Below are 26,140 nucleotides of genomic sequence, written 5' to 3' on the forward strand. Positions count from 1 at the left end.
CCGGCGTCATTGTACGCTGGCCGCTCAGCCTTTCGCGAAGGCACGCTCGATGAAGTCCAGGCGATCCTGGCCCCAGTAGCCTTCGCCGTCGTAGACGTACCACGGTGCACCGAAGATGCTGGCGGCATTGGCCTCGTCGGTGAAGCGGTCGAATTCGGCCTGCACGCTGGCCGTTTCAGCCGACTTCAGCAGGGCCGCGCCATCGTGGTCATTGGCATTGGCGATGGCGACCAGGGTGTCGTGGTCGGCGATGTTGCGTTGTTCTTCCCACACGGCGCGCATGATGGCGCCGGTCAGGCGCAGTGCGGCGGCGGTGCCGTGGGCCAGCTGGGTGGCGATGATCAGGCGCGCCGCATTGTCGCTGTTGACCGGGAAATAGGTCGGCTGCAGCACCATGGGCTTGCCCAGGAATTCGCTCCAGCGTGCCAGTTCCTTGAGGCGATAGGCCTGGCGCTGTGGTGCGCGCTTGGCCAGCGGCAGGCCGCCGGAGACACCGAAGATCTTGGACAGATCGAAGGGCTTGGGCAGGATCTGCACCTGGTATTTTTCGGCGAGGGCGACGAAACGATCGTGGCCCAGGTAGGCGAAGGGTGAATGCGGCGCGAAGAAGTACTCACAGACTTTGCTCATGACCGGCTCCGGAAGGATGAGTGTGGAATGTAGCGGACGAAGACTGCTGGGATAGTTGCAGAATGATCAGAACGGCTTGACCACCACCAGGATCACGATGGCCAGCATCAGCAGCACCGGCACTTCGTTGAACCAGCGATACCAGACGTGGCTGCGCACGTTCTTGCCGTGTTCGAATTTCTTGAGCAGCGAGCCGCAGGCGTGCTGGTAGCCGATCACCAGCACCACCAGGAACAGCTTGGCATGCAGCCAGCCATTGCCGGGACCCTTCCAGAACGACCAGGTGATGGCCAGCAGCCACACGCCCAGCACCAGCGCCACCAGCGAGATCATGCCGGTGAAGCGGTACAGGCGGCGCGCCATGCCCAGCAGGCGTTCGCGCGCGACCAGGTCGGTCTCCTGCGCCAGGTTCACGAAGATGCGCGGCAGGTAGAACAGGCCGGCGAACCAGGAGGCGATGAAGACGATGTGCAGGGCTTTGATCCAGAGCATGGCTATCCTTGTCGTGCGTGATGGCTTGGGGGGGGGGCGTGCGTGTGTCTTACTGGCGGACCTGTCCCTGGCCCAGCACCACGTATTTCAGCGAGGTCAGTCCTTCCAGTCCCACCGGGCCGCGTGCATGCAGCTTGTCGTTGGAGATGCCGATCTCCGCGCCCAGGCCGTATTCGAAGCCATCGGCAAAGCGGGTCGAGGCATTGACCATGACCGAGGCCGAATCGACTTCGCGCAGGAAACGCATGGCGCGCGTGTAGTCCTCGGTGATGATGCTGTCGGTGTGCTGCGAAGAATGGCGATTGATGTGCTCGATGGCCTCATCCATGTCGGCCACCACTTTCACGGCCAGGATGGGGGCCAGGTATTCGGTGTCCCAATCCTCTTCGGTGGCGGCCTTGAGCAGCGGGTAGCCGGCCAGGATCTCGGCGGCTTCCGGATCGCAGCGCAGTTCCACTTCCTTGACGCGATACAGTTCGGACAGCGGCGGCAGGATGGCGGCGGCGATGTTGCGCGACACCAGCAGGGTTTCCATGGTGTTGCAGGTGCCGTAGCGATGGCACTTGGCATTGAAGGCCACATCGAGTGCCTTGCGGGTGTCGGCCTTGTCGTCGATGTAGACGTGGCAGATGCCGTCGAGGTGCTTGATCATCGGCACCTTGGCTTCCTTCATGAGGCGCTCGATCAGGCCCTTGCCGCCGCGCGGGACGATCACGTCCACGTATTCCTGCATGGTGATGAGCGCACCCACGGCAGCACGGTCGGTGGTCTCGACTACCTGCACCGCCTGTTCCGGCAGACCGGCACCGGCCAGTCCTTCCTTGACCAGCTTGGCCAGCGCCTGATTGCAATGGATGGCTTCAGAGCCGCCGCGCAGGATGGTGGCGTTGCCGCTCTTGATGCACAGGCCGGCGGCATCGACCGTCACGTTCGGACGGGCTTCGTAGATGATCCCGATCACGCCCAGCGGCACGCGCATCTGGCCGACCTGGATGCCGGTAGGGCGGTACTTCATGTTGCTGATCTCGCCGATGGGATCGGGCAGGGAGGCGATCTGCTCCAGGCCTTCGGCCATGGTGGCGATGGCCTTGTCGGACAAGGTCAGGCGGTCCAGCATGGCTTCGGCCAGACCGTTGGCGCGGGCAGCGTCCAGGTCCAGCGCATTGGCCGCACGCAGGGCGTCAGCGTCGCGGCGGATGGCGGCCGCGATCAGCAGCAGTGCCTGGTTCTTGGCAGCGGTATCGGCACGCGCCATGGCGCGCGAGGCAGCACGGGCCTGCTGGCCGATGCGGTTCATGTAGAGGTCGATGTTTTCCATGCTGTTTTCTCCGGGGCGCGATGCGCGCGTCGGGTTCGATGTTCGGTATTCGATATGCCGGGTGTACGGCCGGATCAGCGTCCGCGTGCCAGCTTCAGGCCCAGTTGCAGCAAGGCGTCCCACGGGTCGCCGGCAAAGCTGCGGGCACGCAGGCCCTTGACCATGCGGTCCACCAGGGCCGCTTCCTGCAGCGCCTGTTCCAGCGCGGCCAGGCTGATGCGGCGCAGGGCCGGCTCCATCAGGCGTTCGCGCGGGCCCCAGATGCGGTATTCCTTCAGCAGCGCGCCCACGGGTTTGCCCTGTGCCATGCCGGATTTGAGCTTGAGCAGGGTGCGGATCTCTTCGGTGACCGCCCACAGCACCAGCGGCAGCGCCTCGCCTTCGCCCTTCAAGCCGTCCATCATGCGCGTCAGGCGCGCGATGTCGCCCGAGAGCATGGCTTCGTTGAGCTTGAAGACGTCATAACGCGCCACGTTCAGCACCGCGTCCTGCACCTGTTCGAAACTGAGCTTGCCGGGCGGATGCAGCAAGGCCAGCTTCTGGATCTCCTGGTGCGCAGCCAGCAGGTTGCCTTCCACGCGATCCGCGATGAAATCCAGGCAGGCCCGGTCGGCGCTCTGCTGCTGGGCCGCCAGGCGGTTGCCGATCCAGGCCGGCAGCTGCGCGCGTTCCACCAGCGGAATGTCGATGTAGACCGCCGCCTGCTGCAGGGCACCGACCCAGGCCGCTTTCTGCGTGGCCCAGTCCAGCTTGGGCAGGCTGATGATGGTCAGATTGTCGGGCGAGAGATTGGCGGCGTAATCCTGCAGCGCCTGGCCGCCATCCTTGCCGGGCTTGCCGGTGGGGATGCGCAGCTCGATCAGTTTCTTGTCGCCGAACAACGATTGCGACTGGTTGGCCGCCAGCAGCTCACCCCACTTGAAGCTGCGCTCCACCACCAATACCTCGCGCTCGGTATAGCCGTTGGCGCGGGCACTGCGGCGGATCTTGTCCGCCGCTTCCAGTGCCAGCAGGTGCTCGTCGCTGGCGATCACGTAAAGCGGGGCCAGCGATTTGCCGAGATGGGCGTCCAGGGAGTCGTGGCGCAGTTGCATGCTGATTCCGCGTGCCGCTCAGGAGTCCGAGTCGGCCGCAGCCTTCTCGTTCTTGATGGCGGTCTTGGAGGCCGACAGGCGACGCAGGATCTGCTGCACCAGGTCGGACTGCATGTCGCGGTAGAGCAGCACTTCCTCGGCCTGCTTGGCCAGTTCCTGGTTCTCGTCATAGGTGATGACGCGGCGCAGGGTGATGGCCGTCGGCGGGATCAGGATGACGCCCTTGGCATCGGTGACGGAGAAGGTGAAGCGCTGGAACAGCGCGTATTCACGCACGCGGCCGTTGGTGTTCAGGGTCAGCACCTGGCGGTCGCGGGAATCGGCCAGCACCTTCAGGTTGGCTTCGGCCTCCTTGGGTTCGGACAGCACCTTGGCACCGCTGGCCTCGATGTTGCGCTTGAGTTCCACCCCGACCGCCGAGTTGGGCGCGAAGCCCAGGTAGATGGTCTTGAAGGGCAGGTCAGCCGCGCCGCGCATATGGAAGCCGCAGGCCGTGAGCATCACGGCCGCCGCCACCAGCAGCAGCCATTGCGAGAAACGCTTGATTTGGACTTGAGCGTGCATGGAGTTCCGTCGTTAAGGTTGGGCCGGATCAGGCAACGATGTTGACCAGCTTGCCCGGCACCACGATCACCTTCTTCGGTGCGCCGGTCAGGAATTTCTTGACGTCTTCGTTGGCCAGTGCGGCGGCTTCGATGGCGGCCCTGTCGGCATCCTTCGGCACGGTGACTTCGCCGCGCAGCTTGCCGTTGACCTGCACCACCAGCTTCAGCTCGCTCTGTTCCAACGCGGCCGCATCGACCTGCGGCCAGGCGGCGTCGAGGATGTCGCCCTGCGCCTGGGCATAGCCCAGCTGCTGCCACAGCACATGGGTGATGTGCGGAGCCACCGGGTTCAGCACGCGCAGGAAGATCGAGAAGCACTCGGCGATCACTGCATCACCGGCCGCACCGGCCGCAGGCTTGGCCGCTTCCAGCGTGTTGAGCATCTTCATGCAGGCCGAGACCACGGTGTTGTACTGAATGCGCTTGAAGTCGTTGTCGGCTTGCTGCAGGACCTTGTGCACTTCGCGGCGCAGGGTCTTCAGGCCATCATCGAGCTGGGCGGCATCGAGTGCACCGGCGGCGGTAATGCGCGCGGCGTTGTTGTAGCCGAAGGCCCAGACGCGGCGCAGGAAGCGGTTGGCGCCTTCCACACCGGCACCGGACCATTCCAGGGTCTGTTCCGGCGGCGAGGCGAACATGGTGAACAGGCGGGCCGTATCGGCACCGTACTGGTCGATCTGCGCTTGCGGGTCGATGCCGTTGTTCTTGGACTTGGACATCTTCTCGGTGCCGCCGATCATCACCGGCTGGCCGTCTTCCTTCAACACGGCCGAGACCGGACGGCCCTTGTCGTCGAAGGACAGGTCCACGTCAGCCGGGTTGTACCAGGTCTTCTTGCCGGCGGCGTCTTCGCGATAGTAGGTCTCGTTCAAGACCATGCCTTGCGTCAACAGGTTGGTGAAGGGCTCGTCGAACTTGACCAGGCCGAAGTCACGCATGACCTTGGTCCAGAAGCGCGCGTACAGCAGGTGCAGCACGGCGTGTTCGATGCCGCCGATGTACTGGTCCATGGGCATCCAGTAATCGTTGCGGGAGTCGACCATCGCCTCGTTGCTGCCCGGCGAGGTATAGCGCATGTAGTACCAGGACGAATCCACGAAGGTGTCCATGGTGTCGGTTTCGCGGCGGGCCGGCTTGCCACAGCAGGGGCAGTCGACCTTGAGGAATTGCTCATGCTTGTTGAGCGGATTGCCGCTGCCGTCCGGCACGCAGTCTTCCGGCAGCACGACCGGCAGGTCCTTCTCGGGCACCGGCACGTCGCCGCAATCCGGGCAGTGGATGATGGGGATAGGGGTGCCCCAGTAACGCTGGCGCGAGATGCCCCAGTCGCGCAGGCGGAAGGTCACCTTCTTCTCGCCCAGGCCCTGTGCGGCCAGGTCGGCGGCGACCGCGTCGACCGCGGCCTGATAGCCCAGCCCATCGTACTTGCCGGACGCGATGGTCTTGCCGGCTTCCTTGTCGCCGTACCATTCTTCCCAGGCTTCGGTGGAGTAGGTCTTGCCTTCCACGGCGATGACCTGCTTGATCGGCAGCTTGTATTTGCGGGCGAAGGCGAAGTCGCGCTCGTCATGCGCCGGCACGCCCATCACGGCACCGTCGCCGTAGGTGATGAGCACATAGTTGCCAACCCAGACTTCGACCTGCTCGCCGGTCAGCGGATGGGTGACGAACAGGCCGGTCGGCATGCCCTTCTTTTCCATGGTCGCCATGTCGGCTTCGATCACGCTGCCTTGCTTGCATTCGGCGATGAAGGCTTGCAGGGCCGGATTGTTTTCTGCGGCGAGGGTGGCCAGCGGGTGTTCCGGGGCCACGGCGCAGAAGGTCACGCCCATGATGGTGTCGGCGCGGGTGGTGAAGACGAACAGCTTGCCGTCGTTGATCAGCTGGCCGTCCGCGCCCTTGATCTGGTGCGGGAAGGCGAAGCGCACGCCGGTGGACTTGCCGATCCAGTTGGCCTGCATCAGGCGCACGCGCTCGGGCCAGCCGGGCAGCTTGGTCTCGACGTGTTCCAGCAGTTCGTCGGCGTAGTCGGTGATCTTGGCGTAGTACATCGGGATCTCTCGCTTTTCGATCACGGCACCCGAGCGCCAGCCACGGCCGTCGATGACCTGCTCGTTGGCCAGCACGGTCTGGTCGATCGGATCCCAGTTCACGGTCCCGGTCTTCTTGTAGATGATGCCCTTCTCCAGCATCTTCAGGAACATCCACTGGTTCCACTTGTAGTACTCGGGACGGCAGGCCGTCATCTCGCGCGACCAGTCGATGGCCAGGCCCATCGACTGCATCTGCGACTTCATATATTCAATATTGGAATAAGTCCACTGCGCCGGCGGCACGCCATTGGCCATGGCGGCGTTTTCGGCGGGCATGCCGAAGGCATCCCAGCCCATGGGCATCAGGACGTTGTAGCCGTTCATGCGCAGGTAGCGATACATCACATCGTTGATGGTGTAGTTGCGCACGTGGCCCATGTGCAGCTTGCCGGAGGGGTAGGGCAGCATCGAGCAGGCGTAGAACTTCTTCTTGTCGCGGCCTTCCTTGTCGCGGGCGTTTTCGACGGTCTTGTAGGCGTCGATGGCGTTCCAATGCTGCTGTGCGGACTGTTCAACTTCGGCTGGGCTGTATTTATCTTGCATGACGGGCTGATACGGATGGAATTCGGTTGGGAGGGGACTGCAATTCGAAACCCTGCATTATACCGGCTCACCGCCCCGGCGCGGCATTCCGGCCCGCCCTTGCGCGGCCCCCGCGCCGCCCCGCCCGAAAAAAAGCCCGCCTCGGTGAAGAGGCGGGCCAAGACCCCTGTGCCTGAGCAGGGCGGCAGCAGGGATAGCAGCTACACGGTTCCCGCCTGCGAGGGGGCGACGGACTGGGATGGTGCGCTGACCAGCATGAAGGCTGGCGTGACGTATGAAACCATCGGCAACGGCGGTGTGGCGTGTTCTCGAAATACTTCTTGTTAATTCTCGAAAAATTGTGAAAAAGCAATTTTTTATTGAGGTTGGCTTGAATTTGGCTGCTTCGTTTGACGGGAGATGGAAAGTCGCTGTGAGCCAGCATTTGTGAGGTTTTCGTTCACATTCCACACGGTTTGATGGTCATGAGGGCGTAACAATCGGGCGGCATCATGAAATCGTTTTCATTTGCCCCGGAAACCCCGTGCGTCCGTCCATCAAACAAGTTGCCCATCTGGCTGGCGTCTCCATTGCCACCGTGTCCCGCCTGCTCAACAAGCCGGGGTCGGTCAGTGCGGAAACCGCCGAGAAGATCCACCGCAGCATCGCCGAACTGGGGTTCCGTCCCAATTTCACCGGCCGCAACTTGCGCGCCGGCAATTCGCGCACGGTCGGGGTGGTGGTGCCGACCCTGTCCAACACGGTGTTCGCCCAGTGCCTGCAAGGCATCGAGCTGGCCGCGCGCGCGCTGGACTACTCGGTCATGTTCACCACCACCGAATACCTGCCCGAAGATGAATCGGCGGCGGTGGAGTTGCTGCTGGGCCATCGCGTCGATGGCGTGATCCTGACGGTGGCCGATGCCGGTGCCAATGCCACGCTGGACCTGCTGGAGCGCGAGCGCATTCCCTTCGTGCTGGCCTACAACCAGCTGGCCGCTGCCGCAGCCGATGCGGATGCCGAGGGCGCCACGCATCGCGCTTCGGTCTCGGTGGACAACCGCGCTGCCGCCTGCGATGCCGTCAGCCACCTGATCGGGCTGGGGCATCGCCGCATCCAGATGCTGTCGGGGCGCTTCAATGCGTCCGACCGCGCCATGCAGCGCTACTGCGGTTATCTCGATGCCATGCAAGCGGCCGGACTGGCGCCGCTGCCGGCCATCGAGGTCGAGCGCCACACGCTCACCGCCGCCACCGATTACCAGCAGATGATGGCCGACCCCTTGCATCGCCCGACGGCGCTGTTCTGTTCCAACGACCTGCTGGCCCTGAGCGCCATGCGCGATCTGCGCGCGCTGGGCTTGCAGGTGCCGGAGGACATCTCGGTGATGGGCTTCGACGGTATCCCCGTCGGAGCGCTCATGCAGCCGGTGCTGGCCAGCGTGGTGCAGCCCTCCGAGCAGATCGGCGACGTCGCCCTGCGTACGCTGGTCGATGCCATCGAGCGTGCGCTGCCGGCGGCTGCCGCCGCTGCGGCGGTCGAGGAGGCGCCGGTGCCGGTCATCGCCGGAGTGCGCCATATCCTTCCGCATACGCTGCGCGAAGGGGGCTCGGTAGCACCGCCTGCACCGGCCTCTTGCTGATGCTGATGCTGATGTCGTCAAGAATTTGTTGTGCCCTCGTTGTTCAACCCTTAGGAAAGGATCTGACATGTTCCTGAAACGTGTTATTCAAACTGCTGCCGGCGCGCTGTTGCTGTCGGCTTCCCTGGCCGCTTCGGCCCAGACCGCGATCTGCTACAACTGTCCGCCCGAGTGGGCGGACTGGGCTGCGCAGATCAAGGCCATCAAGGACAAGACCGGCATCACCGTGCCGCCCGACAACAAGAACAGCGGCCAGGCCCTGGCCCAGCTGACGGCCGAGAAGGCCAGCCCGGTGGCTGATTTCACCTACCTGGGCGTGTCCTTCGGCATCGAAGCGAAGAACAAGGACCTGGTGGCCGCCTACAAGCCGGCCCACTGGAACGACATCCCCAACGGACTGAAGGATCCTGACGGTTACTGGGTCACCATCCACTCCGGCACCATGGGCATCATGGTCAACGTCGATGCCTTGAAGGGCAAGCCCGTGCCCAAGTCCTGGGCCGACCTGCAGAAGCCCGAGTACAAGGGCCTGATCGGCTATCTCGACCCGGCCTCGGCCTTCGTCGGCTATGTCGGCGCGGTGGCGATCAACCAGGCCATGGGCGGCACGCTGGACGATTTCTCGCCGGCCATCACCTTCTTCAAGAACCTGCAGAAGAACCAGCCCATCGTGCCCAAGCAGACTTCCTATGCACGCCTGATCTCGGGTGAAATTCCCATCCTGCTGGGCTATGACTTCGACGCCTATCGCGCCAAGTACAAGGACCACGCCAACGTCGCCTTCGTGATTCCTTCGGAAGGCACCGTCACCGTGCCCTACGTGGTCTCGCTGGTGAAGAACGGACCGCACCAGGCTGAAGCGAAGAAGGTGCTGGACTTCCTGCTGTCCGACCAGGGCCAGGCGATCTGGGCCAATGCCTACCTGCGCCCGGTGCGTGCGGCGGCGATGTCGAAGGAAGCCGAAGCGCGCTTCCTGCCGGCCTCGGAATACGCCCGTGCCAAGGCGGTGGACTACGGCAAGATGGCCGAAGCCCAGCGCAAGTTCGGCGAGCGCTACCTGGCCGAAGTACGCTGAATGCAGACCGCAGGAGCAAGCATGAAGAGCATGATTTCCCCGGCGTCCGGCGCGCCGGCCCCGCTGGCCGGCCAGCCGCCGGCGGCGCGTCCGCGCGCAGCCGGCAACGGTGTCTGGCTGTGGTTCGCCGTCCCCGGCCTGACCCTGTTCTGCGCCTTCTGGCTGCTGCCCATGGTGCGGCTGGTCGGCGTGGGCGCCTCGGGACCGGACGGCGCGATGGCCTACCTGTCGGTGCTGACCAACCGCCATTACTTCACCAGCCTGATGTCCACGCTGGCGCTGTCGGCAGTGGTCACGGTCGCCACGCTGGCCATCTCGGTGTTCGTCGGCTTGTTCCTGCAACGCAATCGTTTTCCTGGCCAGTCGGTGTTGCTGGCCATGCTGACCTTCCCGCTGGCATTTCCCGGCGTGGTGGTCGGCTTCATGGTCATCATGCTGGCCGGACGCCAGGGGCTCATCGGTGCCTTCACCAACTGGCTCTTTGGCGAATCGCTGGTGTTCGCGTATTCGCTGGCGGGGCTGTTCCTGGGTTACCTGTATTTCTCGATTCCGCGCGTGATCCTCACTGTCGTGGCTGCCGCTGAAAAACTCGATCCCTCGCTGGAAGAAGCGGCACGCTCGCTCGGTGCCAAGCCGTGGCAGGTGCTGCTGCACGTGGTGCTGCCCGCACTGCTGCCGGCGCTCATTTCATCGGGGGCGATCTGCTTTGCCACCAGCGTCGGTGCCTTCGGGACCGCCTTCACGCTGGCGGCCAATATCGATGTGCTGCCCATGACCATCTACAACGAATTTACCGGCTACGCCAACTTCGCCACGGCCGCCTCGCTGTCCATCGTGCTGGGCCTGATCACCTGGGCGGTGCTGGCACTGGCGCGTTCGCTCACCGGCAGCGGCGTGGCCGCTGCGGCATAAGGAAGGGCCATGCAAAATCGTTTCCGTTTTTATGTGCAGCTGGGATTCACGCTGCTGGTGTGCGCCTTCCTGGTGGTGCCGGTGGTGCTGTCGATGCTGGCCGGCGTGACCGAGAATTTCTTCGTCGGCTTGTCCAGCGGACTGACGCTGCGCTGGGTGGCCCAGGTGTGGGAGATGTACCAGCCCACCATCTGGCGCTCGCTCATCATCGCGCTGGCCTGCCTGGCGGTGACCCTGGTGGCCGGCGTGCCGCTGGCCTACATGCTGGCGCGCTATCGCGGCGGCCACAGCCGCCTGGCGCGCGTCATCGAAGAGTTGCTCATGATGCCTGTGGCCGTGCCGGGCCTGGCCACCGCACTGGCGCTGATCATGGCTTATGGCCAGTTGCGCGGGTTCCGCGCCAGCATCCTGTTCATCCTGGTCGGCCACGTGATCTTCACGCTGCCCTTCATGGTGCGCCCGGTACTGGCGGTGATGCAGTCCTCGCAGCTGGCCCAGCTGGAAGAAGCCGCCGCCAGCCTGGGGGCGGGGCGGATGCGCCGCTTCTTCGGCATCGTCATTCCCAATGCCGCCTCGGGCATCCTGGCCGGGGCGCTGATGGTGGTCACGCTTTCCATCGGCGAATTCAACATCACCTGGATGCTGCACACGCCGCTGACCCAGACCCTGCCGGTGGGCCTGGCCGATGCCTATGCATCGATGCGGCTGGAGGTGGGATCGGCCTATACGCTGATCTTCTTTTTCATGATCATTCCGCTCCTGATCGGCATGCAGTGGGCGACCCAGGCAACACGCAAGAAAGTCAGTCTATGAAGCCCAAGCAAGAAGCCGTTTCCATCCGCCTGCAGCAATGCGCCAAGTCCTTCGCCAATGGCACGCGTGCGCTGCAGCCGCTGGACCTCGATATCCATCCCGGTGAAACCCTGGTCCTGCTCGGTCCCTCGGGCTGCGGCAAGACCACCACGCTGCGCATGATCGCCGGGCTGGAGTTTCCGGATGAAGGCGGGCGCGTGTTCTTCGGCGACGAAGACGTGACCGCACTGCCGATTGAAAAGCGTGGCGTGGGCATGGTGTTCCAGAACTATGCGCTGTTCCCCAACATGAGCGTGGGCGAGAACATCGCCTATGGCATGAAGATCCGCAAGATCCCTGCTGGCGAACGCGCCGAGCGCGTCGAGCGCCTGCTGGAGATGGTGCATCTGCAAGGCCTCTCGCATCGCCGCGTGGACCAGCTTTCGGGCGGCCAGAAGCAGCGTGTGGCCCTGGCGCGCGCACTGGCGATGGAGCCGCGCGTGCTGTTGCTGGACGAACCGCTGACGGCACTCGACGCCAAACTGCGCGAAGCCGTGCGCAGTGACCTCAACAAGCTGCTGCGCAGCCTCGGCATCACCGCCATCTACGTCACCCACGACCAGGGCGAGGCCATGGCGCTGGGCGACCGCATCGTGGTCATGGAACGTGGCAAGATTTCGCAGATCGGCACCCCGCGCGAGATCTACTATCATCCCGCCAATGACTTCGTGGCCGATTTCATCGGAGCGATGAATCGCGTGCAAGGTATCGTTTCCGGAGATAGATTGTTGTTGCCGACTGGGAGCCTGCCGTTGCTCGACAAGCTCGATGCGGCCCAGCAGGGGCAGCAGGCCTGTGCCTTGTTCCGTCCCGAAGATGTCGAGGTGGTGGATGTCACCGAAGCCGATGCGCAGTGCGTGCGCGGCAAGCTGCTCAACACTTTCTTCCTCGGCGACCGTACCCGTTTTGAAATCGAAATTGGCACCGAACGCCCGGTCATTGCCGAGACCAGCCGCCGTGGCTGGTGGGAAGCCGGCCAGCAGATCGCCATCCGCGTGCCGGCCGAAGCACTGGTAAAACTGGCACCGCGTGCCGAGAAGGAGACCGCATGATCCTGGGACAGATTTCCGACCTGCACATCAAGACCGATGGCAAGAAATCCTATCGCGTGGTGGATACCGCCGAAGCACTGCGCCGCTGCGTGCGGCAGGTCAATGCCTTGAAGCAGAAGCCGGACGTGCTGGTCATCACAGGCGACCTGGTGGACTTTGGCAAGCCCTCCGAATATGCCTGCCTGCGTGACCTGCTGGCACCGCTGACCATGCCGTACTACCTGTTGCCGGGCAACCATGACGAGCGCAATGCGCTGCGCGCGGCCTTCCCGGAACACACCTATCTGCAGCAGGGCGGCGAGCGCATCGAGTATGTGATCGAGGATCATCCGGTGCGCATCATCGCGCTCGATACCGTGATTCCGCGCGCCAGCGGCGGCGCACTGGCCGCCTCCAGCCTGTTGTGGCTGGATGAGGTGCTGGCCCAGCAGCCGGAACGGCCGACCGTGATCGCCATGCATCATCCGCCCTTTACCACCGGCATCGGGCACATGGATGACATGGGGCTGGCCGATCCGCAGGCATTGGAGGCGGTGGTGCGCAAGCATCCGCAGGTTGAACGCATCCTGTGCGGCCACCTGCATCGTTCCATCCAGCGGCGCTTTGGCGGGACGCTGGCCACGACCTGTCCGGGCGTGTCACATCAGGTGCAGCTGGATCTGGATCCGCAAGCACCTTCCTGCTTCGTGATGGAGCCGCCGGGATTCCAGTTGCACTGGTGGGATGCGGCTGCAGAGAGCCTGGTCAGCCATACGGCCTTCATCGGTCAATTCGATGGGCCGTATCCGTTTTACGATGGGGATGAGTTGATCGATTGATCGATCGAGTGGTTGTTTGACTGATCTCTTTGAGAGATCAATCAGGGCCGCCGCAGCGGTGGGGGAGATGAATGGAAAACGGCAATATCACTTCCACACCAGCGCAATGACCGGCGGCTCGCCATAATCCTCGCAGCGGTCATTGATGGCCGTGCAGCAGAATTCCACGTCTTCCACCAGGTCCGGCAGGCGCTGGTGCAGCTCGGCGCTGTGGCTGATCTCGATGGTCAGCACTTCCTTGGGCTTGAGCCTGAACTTGCACATGCCGGCGTCATCGCGCAGGTAGGACAGGCAATCGACCCAGGCATTCATGTTGCGGCCATAGAAATCCGGGAAGCCGAAGGCGGCTGCGCTCTCGGTATGGAAACTGTCCCAGTCGGTGATGCGGTCGCCCGCCAGTTGTACGGTGGCCATGCCTGCTCTCTTTCAGTTTGCTTGTCTGTTGCTCTTGCCGCCGCCCTTGGGGTCGGTGACGAAGCCCAGCTTGGTCAGCCCCGCACCCTGCGCGGCCGACATCACTTCGGCGATCATTTCATAGCGGGTCGACTTGTCGGCCCGCAGTTGCAGCTCGGGCTGCGGTTTCTTGGCCGCAGCCGTGGCCAGGCGCGCATCCATGTCCGCTTCGCTGACCGGCTGGTCGTTCCAGTACAGCTTGCCGGCGGCATCGATGCCCAGGGTGATGGTCTCCGGTTTTTCCGGGGCCGGGTTGGACTGCGCGGTGGGCAGGTCCAGCTTCAGGGCGTGGGTGAACATGGGCGCGGTGATGATGAAGATCACCAGCAGGACCAGCATCACGTCCACCATCGGGGTGACGTTGATGTCGGCCATCGGGGCCGAGTTCTGGTTGTCGTTGAATCCGCCGAAACTCATGTGGGACTCCTCTCGGTTCGGGTGTCGAAAAATTATTTGCGCATGCCGCCGACGCGCTCGCCGGTGGTCAGGTAGGCATGCAGGTCATGTGCGAAGCCATCCAGTTCGGCCAGCACCACGCGGTTGATGCGGGTGAAGGCGTTGTAGGCCAGCACGGCAGGGATCGCCACAAGCAGGCCCAGCGCGGTCATGATCAGCGCCTCGCCCACGGGACCGGCGACCTTGTCGATCTGCACCGTGCCGCTGGCCGAGACCGCCACCAGCGCGTGGTAGATGCCCCAGACGGTACCGAACAGGCCCACGAAGGGCGCGGTCGAGCCGACCGAGGCCAGCAGCGTCAGGCCGCGTTCCAGCCGCGCCGAGACGCGGTTGATTTCACGGCGCAGGGTGCGCGTGATCAGTTCGCCCGGATCGGTCGCGGCGTTGAGCGAGGGTGTGCCCTGCTGGCGGGTGCCGATGTCGGCCGCTTCGGCGGCGCGTTCGGCCATGGGGGTGTAGATCTGTTCGCTGTCCAGGCGCTGCATGGCGGCGGTGGCGTCGGCCAGCGTCGGGGCCTGCCAGAATTGTTCGAGGGCATTGCTGCCACGGCGGATGCGCCAGGCGGCCCAGGCCTTGGAGAGGATGTAGAACCAGCTGGCGATCGACATCAGCAACAGCAGATAGGCCACCGAGTGCGAAACGGCATCGCCTTGGGCCCAGTAGTGGGCAAATCCAACGTTCTGTTCCATGGTAGGTGCTTTCGGGAAAGACGCCGCGCGTACGCGGCAGGGAGTCAATGACGGTTGGATGGGGGTGAGTCGCTTGGAGCGGCGGACCCCAAAAAAATTCGCTGCCGGACCTGGTGGGGCGCGGCAGCGTCGGGCATTTCCTGTGATTGCGGGCTCGGCTTACTTGAAGCCCAGCACATCCTGCATGTCATACAGGCCGGTGTCCTTGTCGGCCAGGAAGCGTGCAGCGCGCAGGCTGCCCATGGCGTACGAGACGCGGCTGGAGGACTTGTGCGAAATCTCGATGCGCTCGCCGATGCCGGCAAACAGGACCGTGTGGTCACCGATGATGTCGCCGCCGCGCACGGTGGCAAAACCGATGGAGGACGGATCGCGCTCACCGGTAACGCCTTCGCGGGCGTAGACGGCGACGTCGTCGAGCTTCTTGCCCAGCGCATCGGCGATGACTTCGCCCATCTTCAGCGCAGTGCCCGAGGGAGCGTCGACCTTGTGGCGGTGGTGGGCTTCGATGATCTCGATGTCGTAGCCGTGCGAGAAATTCTTGGCGGCCAGTTCCAGCAGCTTCAACGTGACGTTGACGCCCACGCTCATGTTGGGCGCGGCCATGACGGCGGTGCGCTTGGCGAATTCGGCGATGGCGGCTTTGCCTTCGGCCTCGAAACCGGTGGTGCCGATGACGACCTTCACGCCGTGGGCGGCGCAGTATTCCAGGTGCTTGAGCGTGCCTTCCGGACGGGTGAAATCGATCAGCACGTCAGCACCGGCCAGGCCGCGTGCCAGCTCGGATTCGATGACCACGCCGGTGGTCTTGCCCAGGAACAGGCCGGCATCGGTGCCGATGGCAGGCGAGGCGGGCGTATCCAGGGCGCCGGAGAGGTGCAGGCCCTCGGCGTTGAGGATGGCTTCGATCAGCATGCGGCCCATGCGCCCGGAAGCGCCGGTCACCGCGATATTCAGTGCAGTCATGTAAAACTCGGAAGAAAGAAGTGCGAAGGACGGGGCTTGCCTGGCTTACTTGTTGGTGGCCGAGGAAGGCGCCACCGGCGAGGCGGGCTTGATCTCGCTGTCGTCCTTGGGTTTGTCGCTGAAGCCGGCCTTGGAACCGACCTTGGCGTCAGTGATCAGGGTCAGGTATTCGCTTTCGGTGGGCAGGTTCTGGCCGCCTTCGACGTGATCCAGCAGGTCATCCTTGAAGAACACCGAGACACGGCTGGTCATGATCTCGCCGTTGCCCTTGGCCAGACGGAAATCGTAGTCCCAGCGGTTGCTGTGGAACATGTCGGTCAGCAGCGGCGTGCCCAGCACGAAGCGCACCTGGTCGCGGGTCAGGCCGGGGCGCAGTTGCGCCACCATTTCCTTGGAGACGAAGTTGCCTTGCTGGATGTCGATGCGGTAGGGCTTGAAGAAGCCGAACAGGCTGTTGCTCTTGCCGGTCACCTTCACGCCCGAAGTATCGGTGGGTGCTGCCTGTTCCGGTGCCTTGGTCGAGGAGCAGCCGGCCAGCGAGACGGCCAGTGCAGCCAGGACGCCGATGGCGGTGGTGTGATGACGGGACTTCATTCGGGAAAGCATGCGCATAAAGATTTCAACCGGGTTGAGCCATGAGCCTAAAGCGCTATATGATAAGCTAGAACTTACTTCTTAAATAGGCATGAGTGCGTTCCGGGTGTAAAAGGGCGTTCCCCACCGCCCCGCCGGAACGGTCCGCCAGGTCTTCCCAGTGGACCGCCGCGCCTGTTCGAGACCAGTAAAACCCGGGAACCCACTCTACCATGCCGAACAATCCATCCGAACTGAAGGCCAGCGGCCTGAAGGCGACCCTGCCGCGCCTGAAGATCCTCGAAATCTTCCAGAACACCTCCGTGCGCCATCTCAGCGCCGAAGACGTCTACAAACAATTGCTCTCTGACAACCTCGATGTCGGTCTGGCCACCGTCTACCGCGTGCTGACCCAGTTCGAACAGGCCGGCCTGCTCCAGCGCAATCACTTCGAGACCGGCAAGGCCGTCTTCGAACTCAACGAAGGCTCGCACCACGACCACCTGGTCTGCCTGGATTGCGGCAAGGTCGAGGAATTCTTCGACGCCGAAATCGAGAAGCGCCAGCTCAAGATTGCCCAGGAGCACGGTTTCGAGATCGCCGACCATGCCCTGGCCCTCTACGGTCATTGCAAAAACTGCAAGAAAGTGAAGAAGTAAGTTTGCTTTCGCTTGCCTGGCTTGATTCCGGCAAGGCTGCATGAAGAAAAATGTAAAAAAGCCATGTGAGGTCTCACATGGCTTTTTTGCGTCCTGGCGCGACGGTTGTGCTGGCCGGGATCAGTGCTGGCTCAAGGCGCTGGAAAGCAGCTTGGCCGTGATGTCGACGATGGGAATGACGCGTTCGTAGGCCATGCGGGTCGGTCCGATCACACCCAGGGTGCCGACGATGCGGCCGTTGACCTCGTAGGGGGCGGTGACGATGCTCATGTCGTCCATCGGCACCAGCTGGGATTCTCCGCCGATGAAGATCTGTACGCCCGTGGCCTTGCTGGACACATCCAGCAGCTGCAAGAGCCCGGTCTTCTGCTCGAACATGTCGAACAGGCGGCGCAGCGAATTCATGTTGGAGGAGAGGTCGGTCACCGACAGCAGGTTGCGTTCGCCGGAGATGACCACGTTGTTGTCGGCCTCTTCGTTCATGGCGTCACTGCCGGCTTCGACGGCGGCCTGCATGAGCGCGGTCATGTCGTCGCGCAGCTGGCGCAGTTCGCCTTGCAGGTGGATGCGCACCTGGTCGAAGGACTGGCCGGCGTAATGCTGGTTGATGTAGTTGGCGGCCTGGGTCAGCTGGCTCGGGGTGTAGTCGACGTCGGTCAGGAGCATGCGGTTCTGCACGTCGCCGCCCTGGTCGACGATGACCAGCAGGATGCGCTTTTCCGACAGCCGCAGGAACTCGATCTGCTGGAACATCGATTCGCGCTTGGGCGTCATCACCACGCCGGCGAACTGCGACAGCGAGGACAGCACCTGGGCCGCATTGGTGATGATCTTCTGCGGCGAACCGCTGTGCTGCAGGCGTGCCTGCAGGCGGCCTTCGAGGGCGCTCTCGTCGATGGCCTCGACGGTGAGCAGCGTGTCGACGAACATGCGATAGCCGCGCGGCGTGGGCACGCGGCCGGCCGAGGTGTGCGGGCTGGCGACGAAGCCCATCTCTTCGAGATCGGCCATGATGTTGCGGATGGTCGCCGGCGACAGTTCCAGGCCCGACAGTTTCGACAGGGCGCGCGAGCCCACTGGCTGGCCGTCGGCGATGTACCGTTCGACCAGGGCCTTCAGGAGTGTGCGGGCGCGGTTATCGAGTTGCATGGGGCATATTCTAGCGGCATATCCGGTAAATGTGACGGCCGCGTCAGTTCTTCCAAAAATTGAACAAAGGTTCAGGCTTGCGCCTGCAGCCAGTCGTGCAGCTCATGCAGGTCGCGGCAGATGGCGTCGGGCGTGATGCCCTCGGGCAGGGTGCGGTCGAAACGGTTCATCCATACTGCCCGCAAACCGGCCCGCTGCGCACCTTGTACGTCCAGCAGCGGATCGTCCCCCACATAGACCGTCGCCGCCGGGGCGACCTGCAGGGCCTCGCAGGCGGCATGGAAGATGGCCGGATCCGGTTTGGCGCGGCCGAAGCGATGCGCCGCAATCGAGACCCCGAAGTGCCCGGCCAGGCCGATGCGCTCCAGGTCGGCAAAGCCGTTGGAGACCGAACCCAGCGTGAGCCGGCCCTTCATGCGCAGCAGCGCCGGTTCGACGTCATCGAACAGCGCCACCGTGCTGCGGGCTTCGGAGAACAGGGCCATGGCCGGGTCGACCAGCGCCAGGTCCACGTCATGCTCGCGGAAGACCTCGGAGAGCGCCGTGTGGCGCAGCTTCCAGAGGTCGATGCGATACATCGGGTCGGTCTTCATCAGGGCCATGCGGCGTTCGCGCAGGCTGGCAATCGTATGGGCCGCCACCACCGCGGGCGCATGCTCGCGCAGCCAGTCGTAGAGCAGGCCTTCGGCGCGCACCAGCACCGGTTCGATGGCCCACAGGGTATCGTCGAGATCGAACAGGACCGCCTCGATGGGGGAGGGAGCGGGCGAGGAGGGCAGGGAGGAAGCGCTTGGTTTCATTACAATGTCATCTCAAATTATGGTCTAATCCGCAGCATGTGGCCCATCAAATTACCCGTTCAGGCAGCCGTACCCAAAACCGTCGCCATCGTCGGCAAGTTCCAGGCCGTCGGCATCGCGCAGATCTTGTCGGACATCGCGGTGTTCCTGGAGTCGCATGGCCACACCGTGGTCTTCGAGTCCGAGACCGCCGAGAACATCGCCCTGCAAGGCTATGACAGCATGACGCCCGAGCAGATCGGGCATCACGCCGACGTGGCCATCGTGGTCGGCGGCGACGGCACCATGCTCGGCATCGCGCGCCAGCTGGCACCCTACAACGTGCCGCTGATCGGCATCAACCAGGGCCGCCTGGGCTTCATCACCGATATCGCCCAGGACCGCATGATACCGGCTCTGGCCGACATGCTGGAAGGCAAGGTCGAAGCCGAGTCGCGTTCGCTGCTGGAAGCGCGGGTCTACCGCGATGGCAGCGAGATCTTCCGGGCGCTGGCCCTGAACGATGTGGTGGTGGCGCGCGGCTCCACCTCCGGCATGGTCGAGCTGCGGGTGGAGGTCGATGGCCGCTTCATGTACAACCAGCGTTCCGATGGTCTCATCGTGGCCACGCCCACCGGTTCCACCGCCTATGCTCTGTCGGCCGGTGGCCCCATTCTGCATCCCAGCCTGCACGGGATCGTGATGGTGCCGATTTCTCCGCATTCGCTGTCCAACCGGCCCATCACGCTGTCGGATTCCTGCGAGATCGTGATCCAGGTGGTGGCCGGGCGCGAGGTCAGCGCCAACTTCGACATGCAATCCTTGACCAGCGTGCTGCATGGCGACCGCATCGTGATCCGCCGTTCGGCGCACAAGATCACTTTCCTGCATCCCGAGGGCTGGAGTTATTTCGATACCCTGCGCGAGAAGCTGCACTGGAATGAATACCCCTCCATAGAAGGCCGATTACAATAAGCCCGCATCAAGCCCGGCCATCGCGTGCCGGCTCGCTTGAGCCTACTGGCCTGTCCGTCCAACCCGCTGCGAGACCACCATGCTGCGTACCTTAACGATTCGCGACTTCGTGATTGTCGATGCCATCGAGCTCGAATTCGCGCGCGGATTCTCCGTCTTCACCGGCGAAACCGGCGCCGGCAAATCCATCCTCATCGATGCCCTGGCGCTGGCCATGGGCGGACGGGGCGATCCCAGCGTGGTGCGCGAGGGCGCGGCCAAGGCGGATGTGAGCGCCGATTTCACCGCCACGCCGGAAGTGATGGCCTGGCTGGACGAACACGAATTCACCGGCGAGCACGACGGCGTGCTGCTGCGCCGGGTGATCGACAATGCCGGCCGCAGCAAGGCCTACATCAACGGCAGCGCCGCCACCGCCGCGCAATTGCGCGAAGTCGGCGAGATGCTGGTGGACATCCACGGCCAGCACGCGCACCAGTCGCTCATGAAGGCCGATGCCCAGCGCCAGTTGCTGGACAGCCAGGCCGGTCTGCTGGAACCTGCGCGCGAGGTGGCTGCCGCCTACAAGACCTGGCGCGCCCTGGCCCGCCAGCGTGAGCAGTTCGAGCAGGATGCGCGCAATGTGCTGCTGGAGCGCGAGCGCCTGGAGTGGCAGGTGGCCGAGCTGCACAAGCTGGCCGTCAAGCCCGGCGAATGGGCTGACATCAGCACCGAGCACAGCCGCCTGTCGCATGCCGCGGCGCTCATCGGTGGCGCGCAGGAGGCGCTGGGCGTGATCTCGGAATCGGAGTCGCCGATCCTCTCGCAACTCTCCTCGATCACGCAGAAGCTGAGCAAGCTGGTCGATGTCGATACTGCCTTGAAGCCGGTGCTCGACGCGCTGGAACCGGCGCAGATCCAGCTGCAGGAAGCGGTCTATGCCTTGAATGATTATCTCGGCCGCGTTGAACTCGATCCCGCGCGCCTGCAGGAAGTGGAAGAGCGCCTGGAAGCCATCCATTCGACCGCCCGCAAATTCCATGTGCAGCCCGATGAGCTGCCCGAGGAGCATCGCAAGCTCTCCGAAGAATTGAAGCAACTGGCCGATGCCAGCGACCTCGATGCTCTGCGCGCGCAGGAAGACAAGCTCAAGCAAGCCTATCTGGCGCAGGCGCAGAAACTCTCCAAGGCGCGCGCCAAGGCCGCGGCCGCATTGGGCGAGGCGGTCACGGCCGCCATGCAGGATCTGTCGATGGCCGGTGGGCGCTTCGAGATCGCGCTCAATGAAGTGGAGCCGGCCGCATACGGGCTGGAACAGGTGGAATTCCTGGTGGCCGGTCACGCCGGCGTGGCGCCGCGCGCGCTGGCCAAGGTGGCCTCGGGCGGTGAACTGGCGCGCATCTCGCTGGCCATCTCGGTGATCGCCTCGGCCGCCACCACGGTACCGACCCTGATCTTCGATGAAGTCGACAGCGGCATCGGCGGTGCCGTCGCCGAAGTGGTCGGACGGCTCTTGAAGCGTCTCGGCCAGGAACGGCAAGTGCTGTGCGTGACGCACTTGCCGCAGGTGGCCAGCCAGGCCAACCAGCACTACCAGGTCAAGAAGCGCAGCGAGGGCGGCAAGACCCTCTCCGACATCGACGGGCTGGACCCCAAGGCGCGCGTGGAAGAAATCGCCCGCATGCTGGGCGGACTGGAAATCACGGCCACCACGCGCAAGCACGCGCGCGAGCTGCTGGCTTCCTGATCGCCCTCACACCAAGAACATCAAGAAGCCCAAGCTCAACGACCATGCCCTTCCGCAAAGAACCTCCCTACACCCACGGCAGCCCGGCCTCCACCGCCGTGGTGCTGGTCAATCTCGGCACGCCCGATGCGCCCAATGCAGGCGCGCTGCGACGCTACCTCAAGCAATTCCTGTCGGACCCGCGTGTAGTGGAAATCCCGCGTGCGGTGTGGTGGTTCATTCTCAACGGCATCATCCTGCCCTTCCGCTCCTCCAAGTCGGCCGAGAAATACGCCAGCATCTGGACCGAGGAAGGCTCGCCGCTGCGCGTGCATACACAGCGCCAGGCCGCTGCGCTGGCGGTGCAACTGGCCGGGCGCGGCCATCATCAGTTGCAGGTGGTGTATGCCATGCGCTACGGCACGCCGTCGCTGCCCGAAGTGCTGGATCAGCTCAAGCAACAGGGCTGCACGCGCATCCTGGTGCTGCCGGCCTATCCGCAGTATTCGGGCACGACCACTGCTTCCATCTTCGATGCCGTCTTCGACCATTACCGCCAGGTGCGCAACATTCCCGAGCTGCGCCTGATCCGCAACTATCACGACCAGGATGCCTACATCCAGGCGCTGCGCCAGTCGGTGCTGGATCACTGGGACCTGCACGGCCGGCCGGACAAGCTGCTGATGAGCTTCCACGGCGTGCCCAAGCGCACGCTGATGCTGGGCGATCCTTATCATTGCGAGTGCTACAAGACCGCACGCCTGCTGGCGCAATCGCTGGGGCTGACCGATGAGCAGTACCAGGTCACCTTCCAGTCGCGCTTCGGCAAGGCCGAGTGGCTGCAGCCTTACACCGCGCCCACCGCCCAGGAACTGGGCCGGCAGGGCGTGCGCCGCATCGACGTGATGTGTCCCGGTTTCACCAGCGACTGCCTGGAAACCCTGGAAGAAATCGCCATGGAAGTGAAGGAAGACTTCCTGCACGCAGGCGGCAAGGAGTTTCACTTCATCCCCTGCCTGAATGAATCACCGGCCTGGATCAACGGCATGGTGGAGATCGTCGAGCAGCACCTGGCCGGCTGGCCGACCATGAGCAATGCCGCCGCCCGCGAAGAGATGGCGCGCCAGCAGGCGATCGCCGCAGAGCGGGCAAAGGCACTCGGCGCGGATCGCTGATTTTTCAGAAAGCTTCATATCGACCGCCGGCCCGGGGCGGTCTGCAGCCTTCAGCCTGCTAAAATGGCAGGCTGAACGTCTTTACTGTCGCTGATATTGTCTGTCCGGCAATGATCTTGCCTGGTCTGAAGCGTCCAGATCGTTCATACAAGAAAAAAACCGGGGGGTAGCGGCGCTCAGAGCGTGTATTCGCTCACCAGATGCGTATAGCTGATCCAGGCGGTAGCCAGCAGGCTGTACAGGGCAACGAAGATAATGGCCGCAATCAGTGGCAGTTTCATGATGACACCTTGTTGGCGCGACAAGCGATGAGGGGAAGTGGGAATGCCGTCAAACGAGCCTGCCCCAAAGGGCGGGAACTCGAATTCAGTTTAGGTCGGGGTCGAATTAACTTGAAGTCAGACCCCGTAATTTCTGTAAGCGCGCGTAACATTTTTCTTCTTGAAATCGCATAAACAGGCAAAAAGTCGCCGGAAAGTGCCAAAAAGCCCTTGAAAAAGCAGGGACATGCCCTACTTGTGCCGCATCCCTTGGCGGACGGCGCTTCACATCAGGCTGCCGCACGCACGTAAATCATTGATTTGTTGGAGGTAATTCAGGAATGCAAGACATGGAAAAACAGGAAAACCCATCCGTCCAGCAAGACAACCAGGCTGCTGACGCCGCTGCTGCCACTGCCGCCGAGCAGGCTGCTCCGGCCGCCGCTGCCGAGCCCACACTGGAAGACAAGCTGGCCGCAGCCGAAGCCAAGGCTGCCGAGATGCAGGACGCCTTCCTGCGTGCCCGTGCCGAAGGCGAGAACATCCGCCGCCGTGCTCAGGAAGACATCGCCAAGGCCCACAAGTTCGCCATCGAGGGCTTCGCCGAGTCGCTGCTGGCGGTCAAGGACAGCCTGGAAATGGCCCTGAAGATCGAAAACGCCTCGCTGGAATCGCTCAAGGAAGGCGTGGACATGACCTTGAAGCAACTCTCCTCGGCCTTCGAGAAGAACAAGCTGCAGGAAGTCAGCCCGCAGGCCGGCGAGAAGCTCGACCCCATGAAGCACCAGGCCGTCTCGGCCGTGCCGGCCGAGCAGGAAGCCAACACGGTGGTTGCCGTGCTGCAAAAAGGCTATATGATTTCCGACCGTCTGCTGCGTCCGGCGCTGGTGACGGTGGCCCAGGGAAAGTAAGCGGACCGGCGCCGGAAGGGGAAAGAGGCAAACGGCATCATTTTTGCTTCATCCGGTGGTTCCGGCGCTTGAAAGTCCGTCTTTCCTCCACATATTCAAACCATTCAAAACACCTGTAGCCCGACATCCAGGGCTGAAAGAACGAAGGAAAAATCATGGGAAAAATCATTGGTATTGACCTGGGCACCACCAACTCTTGCGTTTCCGTCATGGAAGGCAACCAGCCCAAGGTGATCGAGAACTCCGAAGGCGCGCGTACCACGCCTTCCATCATTGCGTATCAGGAAGACGGCGAAATCCTGGTCGGCGCTCCCGCCAAGCGCCAGGCCGTCACCAACCCGAAGAACACCATCTACGCCGCCAAGCGCCTGATCGGCCGCAAGTTCACCGAGAAGGAAGTGCAGAAGGACATCAACCTGATGCCCTACCAGATCGTGGCCGCCGACAACGGCGACGCCTGGATCGGCGTGCGCGACAAGAAGCTGGCCCCGCCGCAGATTTCCGCTGAAGTCCTGCGCAAGATGAAGAAGACCGCCGAAGACTACCTGGGCGAAGAAGTCACCGAAGCCGTCATCACGGTGCCGGCCTACTTCAACGACGCCCAGCGCCAGGCCACCAAGGACGCCGGCCGCATCGCCGGCCTGGACGTCAAGCGCATCATCAACGAGCCGACCGCAGCGGCACTGGCGTTCGGCCTGGACAAGGCGGAAAAGGGTGACCGCAAGATCGCCGTGTATGACCTGGGCGGCGGTACTTTCGACGTGTCCATCATCGAAATCGCTGACGTCGATGGCGAAAAGCAGTTCGAAGTGCTGTCCACCAACGGTGACACCTTCCTGGGCGGCGAAGACTTCGACCAGCGCCTGATCGACTACATCATCGAGGAATTCAAGAAGATCAACGGCCTGGACCTGTCCAAGGACGCCATTGCCCTGCAGCGCATCAAGGCCTCGGCCGAACGCGCCAAGATCGAGCTGTCGTCCTCGCAACAGACCGAGATCAACGAGCCTTACATCGCCATGGCCAATGGCGCACCGGTCCACCTGAACCTGAAGATCACCCGCGCCAAGCTGGAGTCCCTGGTGGAGGAACTGATCGCCAAGACCATCGAACCCTGCCGTACCGCCATCAAGGATGCCGGTGTGAAGGTGTCTGACATCGACGACGTGATCCTGGTCGGCGGCATGACCCGCATGCCCAAGGTCATCGAGAAGGTGAAGGAATTCTTCGGCAAGGATCCGCGCCGTGACGTGAACCCCGACGAAGCCGTGGCCGTCGGTGCCGCGATCCAGGGTTCGGTCCTCTCGGGCGACCGCAAGGACGTGCTGCTGCTGGACGTGACCCCGCTGTCGCTGGGTATCGAAACCATGGGCGGCGTCATGACCAAGATGATCAAGAAGAACACCACCATTCCGACCAAGTTCAGCCAGGTGTTCTCCACTGCCGACGACAACCAGCCGGCCGTGACCATCAAGGTCTACCAGGGCGAGCGTGAAATGGCCGTGGGCAACAAGGCCCTGGGCGAATTCAACCTGGAAGGCATCCCGCCGGCACCGCGCGGCACCCCGCAGATCGAAGTGACCTTCGACATCGACGCCAACGGCATCCTGCACGTGGGCGCCAAGGACAAGGCCACCGGCAAGGAAAACAAGATCACCATCAAGGCCAACTCCGGCCTGAATGAAGAAGAGATCGAAAAGATGGTGCGCGACGCCGAAGCCAACGCCGAGGAAGACAAGCGCCTGAAGGAACTGGCCGAGACCCGCAACCAGGGTGATGCGCTGGTGCACTCGACCAAGAAGGCCCTGGGCGAATACGGCGACAAGCTGGAAGCCGGCGAGAAGGAAGTCATCGAAGCCGCCATCAAGAACCTGGAAGAAGCCCTGAAGGGTGACGACAAGGCCACCATCGATGCCAAGACCGAAGCCCTGTCGACCGCGGCGCAGAAGCTGGGCGAGAAGATGTACGCCGACCAGCAGGCGCAAGCCGCTGCCGCCGGTGGTGCTGCGGGCGCCGCAGGTGCTCAGGCCGGTGCCGCCGGTGCAGCCCCGAAGGACGACAACGTGGTCGACGCCGACTTCAAGGAAGTGAAGTAATCCGGGACTGACGCCTCGTTTCATCGGAGGTCAGCGCTCGCGCCCGGGTGCGGTTTTTCCGCAGCCCGGGCGGATTTTTGAGAAGCATCCACCCGGCCGGGTTGTTTTTTCGGCCAGGCCGGTACGCCGAGTCCGCAGTCAAAAGCTGAACTCGGCTTTTTCACATTGTTGGTTTCCGGTCGTGCTTGC

25 protein-coding genes are annotated in these 26,140 nt (G+C 63.4%); 12 read left to right on the top strand and 13 right to left on the bottom strand.

Going from position 1 to position 26,140, the window contains the following annotated elements; translation table 11 throughout:
• Positions 1-24: 24 nt before the first annotated feature.
• From JOD78_RS10930 to leuS, 6 genes are all read right to left on the bottom strand, one after another.
• A complete protein-coding gene (locus tag JOD78_RS10930) occupies positions 25-630 on the bottom strand; it encodes a 2-hydroxychromene-2-carboxylate isomerase (protein WP_121042939.1) in 606 nt (201 codons plus the stop codon).
• A gap of 66 nt (positions 631-696) precedes the next feature.
• Entirely contained in the window at positions 697-1,122 is a 426-nt protein-coding gene (locus JOD78_RS10935) for a CopD family protein (protein ID WP_008325441.1), read from the bottom strand.
• Positions 1,123-1,171: 49 nt separating this feature from the next.
• Positions 1,172-2,440 carry a glutamate-5-semialdehyde dehydrogenase gene (locus tag JOD78_RS10940; RefSeq protein ID WP_034340111.1) on the bottom strand — a complete coding sequence of 423 codons (1,269 nt, stop codon included), beginning with the start codon at positions 2,438-2,440 and terminating at the stop codon, positions 1,172-1,174.
• 74 nt (positions 2,441-2,514) lie between these two features.
• Positions 2,515-3,534: a DNA polymerase III subunit delta gene (gene holA, locus JOD78_RS10945; RefSeq protein ID WP_121042941.1), complete on the bottom strand. Its 1,020-nt coding sequence runs from the start codon at positions 3,532-3,534 to the stop codon at positions 2,515-2,517.
• Positions 3,535-3,552: 18 nt separating this feature from the next.
• Positions 3,553-4,098: an LPS assembly lipoprotein LptE gene (lptE, locus tag JOD78_RS10950; RefSeq protein WP_051057643.1), complete on the bottom strand. Its 546-nt coding sequence runs from the start codon at positions 4,096-4,098 to the stop codon at positions 3,553-3,555.
• Between the two features lie 28 nt (positions 4,099-4,126).
• Positions 4,127-6,775 carry a leucine--tRNA ligase gene (gene leuS / locus JOD78_RS10955; RefSeq protein WP_121042943.1) on the bottom strand — a complete coding sequence of 883 codons (2,649 nt, stop codon included), beginning with the start codon at positions 6,773-6,775 and terminating at the stop codon, positions 4,127-4,129.
• Between the two features lie 523 nt (positions 6,776-7,298).
• Here leuS and JOD78_RS10960 point away from each other — a divergent pair.
• The 6 genes from JOD78_RS10960 to JOD78_RS10985 all read left to right on the top strand — a co-directional run bounded on the left by JOD78_RS10960 (position 7,299) and on the right by JOD78_RS10985 (position 13,105).
• The gene (locus JOD78_RS10960; protein WP_121042945.1) at positions 7,299-8,396 is read left to right on the top strand and encodes a LacI family DNA-binding transcriptional regulator; all 1,098 of its coding nucleotides are present in this window, start codon (positions 7,299-7,301) and stop codon (positions 8,394-8,396) included.
• A gap of 67 nt (positions 8,397-8,463) precedes the next feature.
• The gene (locus JOD78_RS10965) at positions 8,464-9,471 is read left to right on the top strand and encodes an ABC transporter substrate-binding protein (RefSeq protein ID WP_034338144.1); all 1,008 of its coding nucleotides are present in this window, start codon (positions 8,464-8,466) and stop codon (positions 9,469-9,471) included.
• 21 nt (positions 9,472-9,492) lie between these two features.
• The gene (locus JOD78_RS10970) at positions 9,493-10,383 is read left to right on the top strand and encodes an ABC transporter permease (RefSeq protein WP_121042947.1); all 891 of its coding nucleotides are present in this window, start codon (positions 9,493-9,495) and stop codon (positions 10,381-10,383) included.
• Between the two features lie 9 nt (positions 10,384-10,392).
• Entirely contained in the window at positions 10,393-11,196 is an 804-nt protein-coding gene (locus tag JOD78_RS10975) for an ABC transporter permease subunit (RefSeq protein WP_121042949.1), read from the top strand.
• On the top strand, positions 11,193-12,287 hold the full coding sequence (locus JOD78_RS10980; RefSeq protein WP_034341014.1) for an ABC transporter ATP-binding protein: 1,095 nt from the start codon (positions 11,193-11,195) through the stop codon (positions 12,285-12,287). Before JOD78_RS10975 ends, JOD78_RS10980 begins: the two co-directional genes overlap by 4 nt.
• Complete coding sequence (locus tag JOD78_RS10985; protein WP_209568075.1) at positions 12,284-13,105, top strand: phosphodiesterase; 822 nt, start codon at positions 12,284-12,286, stop codon at positions 13,103-13,105. The genes JOD78_RS10980 and JOD78_RS10985 overlap by 4 nt, the downstream gene beginning before the upstream one ends.
• 87 nt (positions 13,106-13,192) lie before the next feature.
• Here JOD78_RS10985 and JOD78_RS10990 read toward each other — a convergent pair whose 3' ends face one another.
• The 5 genes from JOD78_RS10990 to JOD78_RS11010 all read right to left on the bottom strand — a co-directional run bounded on the left by JOD78_RS10990 (position 13,193) and on the right by JOD78_RS11010 (position 16,263).
• Positions 13,193-13,519 carry a barstar family protein gene (locus JOD78_RS10990; RefSeq protein ID WP_121042953.1) on the bottom strand — a complete coding sequence of 109 codons (327 nt, stop codon included), beginning with the start codon at positions 13,517-13,519 and terminating at the stop codon, positions 13,193-13,195.
• A 12-nt stretch (positions 13,520-13,531) separates the two neighbouring features.
• Positions 13,532-13,975, bottom strand: a complete 444-nt coding sequence (locus tag JOD78_RS10995; RefSeq protein ID WP_034341028.1) for a biopolymer transporter ExbD — start codon at positions 13,973-13,975, stop codon at positions 13,532-13,534.
• Positions 13,976-14,007: 32 nt separating this feature from the next.
• Positions 14,008-14,703 carry a MotA/TolQ/ExbB proton channel family protein gene (locus JOD78_RS11000; protein ID WP_034341031.1) on the bottom strand — a complete coding sequence of 232 codons (696 nt, stop codon included), beginning with the start codon at positions 14,701-14,703 and terminating at the stop codon, positions 14,008-14,010.
• 159 nt (positions 14,704-14,862) lie between these two features.
• Positions 14,863-15,669 (bottom strand): 4-hydroxy-tetrahydrodipicolinate reductase, encoded by an 807-nt coding sequence (dapB, locus tag JOD78_RS11005; RefSeq protein ID WP_209568073.1) that lies wholly within the window; start codon positions 15,667-15,669, stop codon positions 14,863-14,865.
• Positions 15,670-15,714: 45 nt separating this feature from the next.
• On the bottom strand, positions 15,715-16,263 hold the full coding sequence (locus JOD78_RS11010) for an outer membrane protein assembly factor BamE (protein ID WP_039786794.1): 549 nt from the start codon (positions 16,261-16,263) through the stop codon (positions 15,715-15,717).
• Between the two features lie 212 nt (positions 16,264-16,475).
• Between JOD78_RS11010 and fur the strand changes: the two genes are divergently transcribed.
• Positions 16,476-16,901, top strand: a complete 426-nt coding sequence (fur, locus tag JOD78_RS11015; RefSeq protein WP_034341048.1) for a ferric iron uptake transcriptional regulator — start codon at positions 16,476-16,478, stop codon at positions 16,899-16,901.
• A gap of 120 nt (positions 16,902-17,021) precedes the next feature.
• On the opposite strand, the gene hrcA is transcribed toward fur, so the two are convergent.
• Entirely contained in the window at positions 17,022-18,050 is a 1,029-nt protein-coding gene (gene hrcA / locus JOD78_RS11020; protein WP_034341051.1) for a heat-inducible transcriptional repressor HrcA, read from the bottom strand.
• A gap of 71 nt (positions 18,051-18,121) precedes the next feature.
• Positions 18,122-18,850, bottom strand: coding sequence for an HAD family hydrolase (locus tag JOD78_RS11025; RefSeq protein ID WP_121042957.1), 729 nt, complete (start codon positions 18,848-18,850; stop codon positions 18,122-18,124).
• A gap of 36 nt (positions 18,851-18,886) precedes the next feature.
• Between JOD78_RS11025 and JOD78_RS11030 the strand changes: the two genes are divergently transcribed.
• The 5 genes from JOD78_RS11030 to dnaK all read left to right on the top strand — a co-directional run bounded on the left by JOD78_RS11030 (position 18,887) and on the right by dnaK (position 25,951).
• A complete protein-coding gene (locus JOD78_RS11030) occupies positions 18,887-19,804 on the top strand; it encodes an NAD kinase (RefSeq protein ID WP_209568071.1) in 918 nt (305 codons plus the stop codon).
• Between the two features lie 79 nt (positions 19,805-19,883).
• A complete protein-coding gene (gene recN / locus JOD78_RS11035) occupies positions 19,884-21,530 on the top strand; it encodes a DNA repair protein RecN (RefSeq protein WP_209568069.1) in 1,647 nt (548 codons plus the stop codon).
• A 44-nt stretch (positions 21,531-21,574) separates the two neighbouring features.
• On the top strand, positions 21,575-22,684 hold the full coding sequence (gene hemH, locus JOD78_RS11040) for a ferrochelatase (protein WP_034341062.1): 1,110 nt from the start codon (positions 21,575-21,577) through the stop codon (positions 22,682-22,684).
• 601 nt (positions 22,685-23,285) lie between these two features.
• Entirely contained in the window at positions 23,286-23,855 is a 570-nt protein-coding gene (gene grpE, locus JOD78_RS11045) for a nucleotide exchange factor GrpE (protein ID WP_039785190.1), read from the top strand.
• 155 nt (positions 23,856-24,010) lie between these two features.
• Entirely contained in the window at positions 24,011-25,951 is a 1,941-nt protein-coding gene (dnaK, locus tag JOD78_RS11050; RefSeq protein ID WP_121042962.1) for a molecular chaperone DnaK, read from the top strand.
• Positions 25,952-26,140: the final 189 nt, after the last annotated feature.

The organism is Herbaspirillum sp. 1130 (assembly GCF_017833835.1).
Lineage (GTDB): Bacteria > Pseudomonadota > Gammaproteobacteria > Burkholderiales > Burkholderiaceae_D > Herbaspirillum > Herbaspirillum huttiense.